Source organism: Planktotalea frisia, from assembly GCF_001890925.1.
In the GTDB taxonomy this organism is placed as follows: domain Bacteria; phylum Pseudomonadota; class Alphaproteobacteria; order Rhodobacterales; family Rhodobacteraceae; genus Planktotalea; species Planktotalea frisia.
Map to the genome: position 1 here is coordinate 1 of NZ_MLCB01000026.1, position 8,233 is coordinate 8,233.

At 51.2% G+C, this 8,233-nt stretch carries 12 protein-coding genes; 10 read left to right on the forward strand and 2 right to left on the reverse strand.

Features of this window, described 5'->3' with window-relative positions; translation table 11 throughout:
* Nucleotides 1-636 (forward strand): methylated-DNA--[protein]-cysteine S-methyltransferase (locus PFRI_RS01760; RefSeq protein ID WP_245812215.1); only part of this gene is annotated, 636 nt, incomplete at its 5' end.
* A 159-nt stretch (nt 637-795) separates the two neighbouring features.
* Here PFRI_RS01760 and cueR read toward each other — a convergent pair.
* Nucleotides 796-1,179: a Cu(I)-responsive transcriptional regulator gene (cueR, locus tag PFRI_RS01765; protein WP_072629056.1), complete on the reverse strand. Its 384-nt coding sequence runs from the start codon at nt 1,177-1,179 to the stop codon at nt 796-798.
* A 101-nt stretch (nt 1,180-1,280) separates the two neighbouring features.
* On the opposite strand from cueR, the gene PFRI_RS01770 reads away from it, so the two are divergent.
* The 7 genes from PFRI_RS01770 (at nt 1,281) to PFRI_RS01795 (ending at nt 5,491) form a co-directional block, all read left to right on the forward strand.
* Complete coding sequence (locus PFRI_RS01770; RefSeq protein WP_072629048.1) at nt 1,281-2,030, forward strand: MauE/DoxX family redox-associated membrane protein; 750 nt, start codon at nt 1,281-1,283, stop codon at nt 2,028-2,030.
* A gap of 73 nt (nt 2,031-2,103) precedes the next feature.
* A complete protein-coding gene (locus PFRI_RS01775) occupies nt 2,104-2,538 on the forward strand; it encodes a c-type cytochrome (protein WP_072629049.1) in 435 nt (144 codons plus the stop codon).
* A gap of 27 nt (nt 2,539-2,565) precedes the next feature.
* Nucleotides 2,566-2,907, forward strand: a complete 342-nt coding sequence (locus PFRI_RS01780) for a copper resistance CopC family protein (protein WP_072629050.1) — start codon at nt 2,566-2,568, stop codon at nt 2,905-2,907.
* Between the two features lie 2 nt (nt 2,908-2,909).
* Nucleotides 2,910-3,758, forward strand: a complete 849-nt coding sequence (locus PFRI_RS01785) for a CopD family protein (protein ID WP_072629051.1) — start codon at nt 2,910-2,912, stop codon at nt 3,756-3,758.
* Nucleotides 3,759-3,766: 8 nt separating this feature from the next.
* Nucleotides 3,767-4,126, forward strand: coding sequence for a multicopper oxidase domain-containing protein (locus PFRI_RS21780; RefSeq protein ID WP_281249298.1), 360 nt, complete (start codon nt 3,767-3,769; stop codon nt 4,124-4,126).
* Nucleotides 4,062-5,069 (forward strand): multicopper oxidase family protein, encoded by a 1,008-nt coding sequence (locus PFRI_RS21785; protein ID WP_281249299.1) that lies wholly within the window; start codon nt 4,062-4,064, stop codon nt 5,067-5,069. Before PFRI_RS21780 ends, PFRI_RS21785 begins: the two co-directional genes overlap by 65 nt.
* Entirely contained in the window at nt 5,051-5,491 is a 441-nt protein-coding gene (locus PFRI_RS01795) for a c-type cytochrome (protein WP_425439435.1), read from the forward strand. The genes PFRI_RS21785 and PFRI_RS01795 overlap by 19 nt, the downstream gene beginning before the upstream one ends.
* A gap of 11 nt (nt 5,492-5,502) precedes the next feature.
* Here the strand turns inward: PFRI_RS01795 and PFRI_RS01800 are convergent, their stop codons facing one another.
* A complete protein-coding gene (locus PFRI_RS01800; protein ID WP_072629052.1) occupies nt 5,503-6,069 on the reverse strand; it encodes a Crp/Fnr family transcriptional regulator in 567 nt (188 codons plus the stop codon).
* Between the two features lie 64 nt (nt 6,070-6,133).
* Here PFRI_RS01800 and PFRI_RS01805 point away from each other — a divergent pair, with 64 nt between their 5' ends.
* Together PFRI_RS01805 and PFRI_RS21030 are read left to right on the forward strand one after the other, a co-directional pair.
* Complete coding sequence (locus PFRI_RS01805) at nt 6,134-6,655, forward strand: hypothetical protein (protein ID WP_072629053.1); 522 nt, start codon at nt 6,134-6,136, stop codon at nt 6,653-6,655.
* 661 nt (nt 6,656-7,316) lie between these two features.
* Complete coding sequence (locus PFRI_RS21030; RefSeq protein WP_139292068.1) at nt 7,317-7,661, forward strand: hypothetical protein; 345 nt, start codon at nt 7,317-7,319, stop codon at nt 7,659-7,661.
* Nucleotides 7,662-8,233: the final 572 nt, after the last annotated feature.

Consider the following 8,233-nt stretch of genomic DNA (forward strand, 5'->3'; position numbering starts at 1 on the left):
CATCCCAAATCAGGGAATTTACAGGAAGTGTCCCGAGAGTCCGTACATATCTACAAACGCGGGATTTGGCAGCGTGAGACGGTTCACCGCGACTTTCTCGAAGCTCTACGGGCGCTATCCGTCTTCCATTCGCAGACCGACACAATGACCAAACTCAGCTATACATATATCGATAGCCTCGTGGGTGCGCTGCTGGTTGCAGGAGACGAAAGTGCGCTGCATTATTTGTGCTTCTCCACTAGTCCTAATGCAATCGTGCCAAGACTCGATTGGCAGCAAACAGATGCACCGTTTCTGGAGGTACGACGCCAGATCAATGCCTATTTTGAGGGAGATTTACGCAAATTCGACCTCCCGCTTTTCCTGACTGGGACCGACTTTCAAAAAAGTGTATGGCAACACCTGTCCAAACTACCGTTTGGTGAAGCGCAATCTTATGGTCAACTGGCAGCCGCACTTGAGCGTCCCAAAGCAAGTCGTGCCGTGGGTGCCGCAAATGGAAGCAATCCGAATGCAATTATCTTGCCATGCCACAGGGTCATAGGCGCAAACGGGTCGCTCACTGGCTTCTGCGGAGGTCTTGCAACAAAAGAACATTTACTATGTCACGAAGGGGTGCTCACGCCGTCTTTCTAAAAGGGGTTTCGGCGCGCTGAGTAATGGTGGACGAGCCGGAAATCCAATTTGGCATCAACTAGATGTTATAAAACGGATCATGAAAATAAGGTCCATTAGGCTTAGTTATTTCTTGCTCGTAGAGTTATTGGATCAAAATCCACCACCCTTTTGTCGAAGCTATCCGAGGTAATCGATGATCGGACAGTCAGGCATGTCGTCTCCACGGCACGATGTCACCAGATGCGCCAACTCATCATGCAAGGACTGAAGTTCGCGCTGCTTCTCTTCAATCTCCTCCAATCGCTTGGATGCAATGCGTTTCACTTCTGAACTGGTGCGATCCTGATTTTGATACAGGCCCAAAAGTTCGCGGCATTCTTCGATGCTGAATCCGAACGCTCGTGATCGTCTGACAAACACCAGCTTGCGAACTGCTACATCGTCATAGGTGCGGTATCCCGCGCTCGATCGCGACGGTGCATCGACCAAACCGATGTCAGCATAATAGCGCACGGTTTTGACGGGCAGACCCGCCGCCTTTGATGCCGCTGAGATATTCACAAAATCCACCCTTGACCTTCCAGTTGCTGGAGAGATTAAGGTGATAATGAACGCGTTTCAAGGGTGCCATTCTGAACGACGTCCGCAGAAGGATTTAAGACATGCCCAAGGATACCACCGTCAAAACGGCCACACTCTATCGGATGGTGATGACTGATCACATGTGCCCCTACGGGCTGAAGTCCAAAGACCTGTTAGAGCGTCAGGGTTTCCATGTGGATGACCGCCACCTCACCAGTCGCGCCGAGGTTGAGGCGTTCAAAGCCAAGCATGATGTGAAGACGACGCCGCAAACGTTCATTGGTGAGGTCCGCATCGGTGGCTTCGATGACCTGAGTGCACATCTAGGGAAAGCCGCAAAGTCCCAAGATACTACGACCTATAAGCCGGTCATCGCTTTGTTCACGGTCGCTTTGTTGATGGCTGTCGCGGTGACTTGGGTGGCGTTGGGGTCCGTATTCACGGGACGGACGGTGGAATGGTTCATCTCGATCTCGATGGTGCTGTTGGGTCTGCAAAAGCTGCAAGATGTTGAACGGTTCGCCACGATGTTCCTAAACTATGATCTGCTGGCGCAGCGGTGGGTGCGCTACGGATATGTCTATCCGTTCGTTGAGACGGGGGCAGGGCTGCTTATGTTGGCGGGTGTACTCACGTGGCTGTCGGCGCCAGCTGCGTTGTTCGTAGCGAGCATCGGCGCGATCAGCGTGTTCAAGGCAGTCTACATCGACAAACGCGACCTCAAGTGCGCTTGCGTTGGTGGTGACAGCAAAGTGCCGCTGGGGTTCGTGTCACTCACTGAAAACCTGATGATGATTGGCATGGCAATCTGGATGCTCTCGAAGCTGTGATGAGAAAATGTTTGACCCTCCACCTACAGGAAGGCGTATCTATGATAAAAAGATATGATGATGAGTGCCTTCAATGAAATCGATCATCGCAATTTCCGTCGTTCTGGTTGCGGCTGGCGTGGGCTACGCGATGTGGCCCAAAGCGCCACAAACGGCCACAACTGACGCCGCTGTCAGCATGAAAGGCGGAGTTCTGGCCGATGTCGTGCTGCCTGAGACGCTGTCGCAGAGTGCCCAAATCGGGAAGCGCGGCTTTGAGGCTAAATGCGTGGCGTGCCACGGTGTGAATGCGGCGGGCCAAGATGGCGTCGCGCCGCCGCTGGTCCATATCATCTATGAACCGAGCCATCATGGTGATGAATCGTTTCAACGCGCGGCTTCTATGGGCGTTCGCGCACATCACTGGCGGTTTGGAGACATGCCTCCTGTTGAAGGTGTGACGACAGGTGACGTGGCCATGATCATCGCATATATTCGAGAACTGCAGCGTGCCAACGGTATCAACTGATCGCCAATAACAAGACTGGAAACAACGATGAAAACTCTTCTACTCGCAGGGATGATCGGAATTTGGGCAACGGGTGCGATGGCACACTCCCCCCTTGATGCAACGACACCTGCCAATAAGGCCACCGTTACAGAGATGCCAACGGAAGTCCTGATGGACTTCAAAGGTAACATCCGTCTGACACGCGTGGTCATCACCCATGCCGACACACACAGCATGGACATGGACCTTGGGGCGCAAACGGCCTTCACGCAGGAGTTTGTGTTGCCGATGCACGACATGGGTGCGGGTGTTTACGTGGTTGAATGGCGCGGGCTGGGTGATGATGGTCATGCTTTGAACGGCATCTTTAGTTTCACCGTCGAATAACGATGCCTGATCTGTTCGGTCTGGCGGCGATCCTCACCAAGTTTGCGCTTTATCTTGGCGTGATGACTGCGGCTGGCACGGTTATGGCTACACTGATGTTTCGGTTGGATCGCACGCGTGGTCTGACCGCTGCATTTGCGGTTCTCGGGTTGCTGGCCACACTGCTTGCCTTCTCTTTGCGCGGTGCCAATCTGACGGGCGATATCAGCGGCATGACCGATCCGGAAATGCTGGGCCTGCTGTGGAGCACACCTGTCGGCACCGTATTGCTGCTACGTCTGGTGGGTCTGAGCGCGCTGATCGCTGGCTTGTTTATGGGCCGCGTTGGAATTTGGGTGTCGATGCTGGGTGGCGTGATTGCGATTTGGTCATTCACTCAGGTCGGACATGTCTCTGGTCGTGACACGACATTGCTCGACATTGCTTTGATGTTGCATTTGTTGGCGGTTGCACTGTGGATCGGTGTTCTTACGCCGTTGAAACGATTGGCCTCATCGTCAGTCAGCTATGCATCGGCTGCGGATGTGGGGCATCGATTTGGCGTTGTCGCCACGGTTACGGTTCCTGCCTTGATAATCGCGGGTGGCTACATGAGTTATCAAATGGTTGGTTCGTTCTCTGCGCTCATTAGCACTGGATACGGCCAAGCGTTGATCATCAAGGTTCTGCTGGTGGGTTTGCTTTTGGGGCTGGCAGCAGTCAACAAACTTCGGTTCATACCCGCGCTCCGTGCAGGTGATCCAGCTGCTGCACACCATCTCTCTAGATCCATATCAATCGAATGGTTGGTCATCCTAGCCGTGTTGGGAACGACCGCCGTTTTGACGACAAACCTGACTTTGCCAACATGAGGCATCACATGAACAGACGACACTTCTTGGCGAGCGTCTCGGCCACAGCGATCTTACCCATGCCCGCATTCGCAGCCGAAAGTCCGTTGCGGTTGAAGGCCGAAGCGGTCACACAGCAAATCCTGCCTGATGGAGAGCGTGCAACAGCCATGCTGGGCTTCAACGGATCAACACCGGGTCCGGAGCTGCGGGTGCGTCGCGCGGAACGTGTGAACATCGAGGTCGAGAACGGGCTCAAGGAGGACACAGCAGTGCATTGGCACGCTATCCATCAGGTTAGAAAACCAGATGGATGGCGTGCCGATGTTGACCCAAGAATTGATCGAACCTTCCGACACCAAGACCTACAGCTTTGTCCCGCCCGATGAGGGCACATATTGGTATCATTCGCACTACATTTCCCATGAGCAAGTCGCACGTGGCATGATGGGAGCGCTGATTGTTGAGGATGAAACGCCCCCAGATGTGGATCACGACATCACTGTGTTGATGGCCGATTGGCAGATGTTGGAAGATGGTCGCCTGTCAGATAAGTTCGCAGACATGCACAGTGTCGCCCATGGCGGATACATGGGCAATTTCGCCCGTGCGTTCCTGTCCCAAGATCAGGTGAAGACGGGGGATCGGGTCAGGTTGCGGTTGATCAACGTTGCCACGAACCGCATTTTCCCTGTCGCGATGGGCGGTGTCAGCGGGTCTCTAGTTGCCTTGGATGGCATGGCCTTGGCCGTCCCTCGTTCGATGGAAAACCTTGTCCTCGCGCCCGCGCAACGGGCAGACCTGATCGTAGATGTCACTGGCCCCGTAGGACTTGATATGATGACCCGACAAGGGCCATATCGCTTGGCTGACTTAGCCGTCAGCGGCACCAATACGGGTAGACAAGCTGATCTCATTTTGGCGCTGACACCACCTGTCGTAACGACGCCAGCCGAACCGACACAAAACCTGATCCTTACGATGATGGGCGGCGCAATGGGTGGCCGACATGATGGTGATAACATCTGGGCCTTCAACAATCTCTCGGACCTGCAATCCGATCCTTTTGGCCGTTTTCAGCGTGGAGAAACGGTGCGGATCACGATGGTCAATGATACGGCCTTCCCGCATGGCATCCACCTACACGGCCACCATTTCTATGAGGTTGATGAGAGCGGGGCCTTAGGCGATCTGCGCGATACAACGTTAGTTGACGCCGGCGAAAGCCGCGACATCATTTGCGTGTTCGACAACCCTGGCCGTTGGTTGATCCATTGCCACATGCTGAGCCACGCTATTGGCGGAATGCGCACATGGGTGAACGTGGCATGAGGTGTTTTATCCCAATACTGTTGTCTTTGGCAGCCCCAGCATCTGCTGATCACAACTGGGACCACCGTGACATCGTTGCGGGCCAAACCCTGTACGCGGACAACTGCGCATCGTGCCATGGGGCCAATCTTGAGGGACAGCCGAACTGGCGCACTCCTGACGCTGATGGAATCCTTCCAGCCCCGCCGCATGACGCGACAGGCCATACATGGCACCACGATGATGAACTTCTTTTTGAATACACAAAGTTTGGTGGCGCTGGCGCATTGGAAGTCAGGGGCGTCACTGGGTTCAACAGCGGGATGCCCGCCTTTGGCGAAACGCTCACCGATGACGAGATTTGGGATATCCTTGCCTACATCAGATCGACATGGTCGACCCGTGAGCGCGAAGTCCAAGCCAGCAGGAACCCACCGCACTGAAACATGGGGCGCTATGACAGCGTATATTTCCCGCGACCAACACGGACCATATGGCCATCATTACATAGGCCTCGAAGTGCGCGATAACAGGCTTCATGGCTCAGATTAATGCGGGTCGCCAACTCGGTCACCGTTGCATCGAAGTAGCCTGCCTGAACAGCCACCAGTATGCGTTCTTTGGCTGACGGAATTGCCAACAACTCGATATGTGCGCGGTATTGTTGGACCTGAACCGCAAGCAATCTTGTAAAGCCCTGTGAAAACGCTGGGCTGGACTGCATCGTTGCAAGGACATCTGCCTTTGCGATCTTCACCACGCTGCCCGCTTCGGTGCAGATCGCATCGCAGTGGTAGGTCGCTGAGAAGACTGAGGCTTCGGCAAACAGCCCGCCTGACGCTGCCCTGTGCAGGGTCAGGATATCACCACCCAGTCCTGTTCTTTGTAGCGTCACGTATCCAGAGACGACAAGGTAAAGTCCCGATGTTGTCTGGTCTTGGCGAAACAGCACGTCACCCTTTTGCGTATCAATTGTGCGACAAGCAGTAGGGGGCAGATGGGAGAAAGGATCAGAAAGCATATGATCCAGATCATAAGCTATCGGGGCGAAGTTGGGTAGGGTGATCAGGAAATAGGAGAGTAAAATGAAACTAGGTTTTTTATCAGCAGCTATGTTGTTCGTCGCATCCAACGCTATGGCACAACATGCACATATGTCGCAAACACCTCGCGAAACGGGCCAGTCCCAGTTCGCAGCGATTGCCGAGATCGTCACATTGCTGCGTGACGATCCGGACACGGATTGGGCGCAGGTCGATATCAAAGCTCTACGCGATCATCTCATTGATATGGACAATGTTACGACCATTGCGTCGGTTGAACGAACAGTCGATGGCATGAATGTGAGATTTATGGTTACAGGCGATCAGGTGGTAGCAGAATCCATCAAGCGCATGGTGTTGGCACACAGCCCCATGTTGCAGGGATCGTCGGATTGGACCGTTTCGGCTAGGGAAGTTGAAGGCGGTGCATCGATGTTGGTTCAGGTCGGATCAGACGAAGAGTTGGAGCAAGTGTTGGGATTGGGTTTCTTTGGGTTGATGACAATCGGTGCGCATCATCAACGGCACCACTTCATGATCGCGATGGGTAGATCGCCGCATTGACGTCGGATTGATAGGTTTGAGCCATGATTCCAGCGTCTGCCACATGACAGTTAACGAAGCGGACTTTCATCATGCGCTGGAAGGGTTCTATAGCTTACGAGTAGATTTTGCATAATAAAATCTGATGCTTAGAAAATGGTGGGCGACCCTGGAATCGAACCGCCCATATGTTTTGAAGGTGACATATGTGCGTGTAAATAAGTAATAAATTGTATTTTTAAATTACTATATTTTTTATTTGTATCGAATTTTACCAAATTTGTATCGAAATATTATGTGTTTGTTGATGGGCATCATCTGAGATGTGAAGGTTTTCATAACGTGAGAGCCAGTCCTCACGGATAGTTAATATTTTGATTCTACCTTGTTTGGGCTTTGATCTTCTAACGGTGTCATCAAAACAGCAGGCGGCAACGCATAGAGTAACTATCCGCACTTTAAGTTGCGATCATTTCCCCCAAACTCAAGTTCGATTGCTCTGGCTGCAAAAATAATTCAAAAATTTTCAGTTTTTTTCGAATGAGACCGATCTGCCCACATAAATAGATTTGTGGCAACAAAGCATCGCCGCGGTGATGCTTCCAACCATCTAAATCATTGACGATCCAAAGGCGCGTACATCGACGTCAATGGATTTCTATTGCCAAAAGGAATTTGCATTATGGGACTAAACAAAAACAAACAAGAAACACTCATGTATCAATCTAGACTGTTATTTAAGCATGATAATGTTGAATCAGCATCAGAGAGATCATTAGCCATTACCATATATACAAATGAAGTGTTTGATACAGAACACTTTAAGAGAGCAATCTTCCAGAAGGTACATCGAGCATTTTATGGAGACTTATCAAAACCAAATAACTTCACCTATTCTATGATGATTGCAGGTGATGTTGAATGCTCAAAGATAGGGACAGTTTCACTGGAAACATTACAAAATCCATATGAACCTCATTATCATTGGTGTAATGGTCTTCTCAAAGTCAGATTGGTGTCGCATTGAGGCAGAACTACCCAAATATATCTATCTAATACAATCAGCAATTTCAGACATACGTGAAGTAAAGAAGCCTCTTATTGATGCTGATGGTGTATGCAGTTGGAATACGATTTGGGTCAGGAATTTTGAGGAAAGTACCAAGCCAAAGCATAAGTTCTCGTCGTCGTTTTCAAACTACATCAATTACATATTCAAAGCTGATAATCATGCGCAGAGGCACGGTATCGACACTTATGTACCAAGTGTATTCCCACATGATCTTTACCCACCAAAGACTAAGTCTTCGTCAACAGAGGCTATGTTCAAGCAATTATGTTTGATTGAAGAGGACTTTCAGCAGAAACGCGAAAAGTACCTAAATTGAGGATGGTAGTTTCGCGTTACCTCCAAATTGGAAGCGTTGACTGTGTGTCTTTAATTAAAAGGTGTACTGAGCTTCCATCTTTATTTGTGAAATTCTGGCTTTGGTTTGAGGCGATAGATTGCGTTGCCCGATCGTGATTTTGCCCTGTAGCTTGTCTAGGTTCAGGACTCATAACCAGAATATGACGGTTGCAGCGAGGGCGATCGCTGAC

Bases quoted from the DNA above. Each gene is read 5' to 3' on its own strand.
- PFRI_RS01770 (WP_072629048.1), top strand. From the start codon at position 1,281: ATGCCCAAGGATACCACCGTCAAAACGGCCACACTCTATCGGATGGTG.
- PFRI_RS01775 (WP_072629049.1), top strand. From the start codon at position 2,104: ATGAAATCGATCATCGCAATTTCCGTCGTTCTGGTTGCGGCTGGCGTG.
- PFRI_RS01780 (WP_072629050.1), top strand. From the start codon at position 2,566: ATGAAAACTCTTCTACTCGCAGGGATGATCGGAATTTGGGCAACGGGT.
- PFRI_RS01785 (WP_072629051.1), top strand. From the start codon at position 2,910: ATGCCTGATCTGTTCGGTCTGGCGGCGATCCTCACCAAGTTTGCGCTT.
- PFRI_RS21780 (WP_281249298.1), top strand. From the start codon at position 3,767: ATGAACAGACGACACTTCTTGGCGAGCGTCTCGGCCACAGCGATCTTA.
- PFRI_RS21785 (WP_281249299.1), top strand. From the start codon at position 4,062: ATGTTGACCCAAGAATTGATCGAACCTTCCGACACCAAGACCTACAGC.
- PFRI_RS01795 (WP_425439435.1), top strand. From the start codon at position 5,051: ATGGGTGAACGTGGCATGAGGTGTTTTATCCCAATACTGTTGTCTTTG.
- PFRI_RS01800 (WP_072629052.1), bottom strand. From the start codon at position 6,069: ATGCTTTCTGATCCTTTCTCCCATCTGCCCCCTACTGCTTGTCGCACA.
- PFRI_RS01805 (WP_072629053.1), top strand. From the start codon at position 6,134: ATGAAACTAGGTTTTTTATCAGCAGCTATGTTGTTCGTCGCATCCAAC.
- PFRI_RS21030 (WP_139292068.1), top strand. From the start codon at position 7,317: ATGGGACTAAACAAAAACAAACAAGAAACACTCATGTATCAATCTAGA.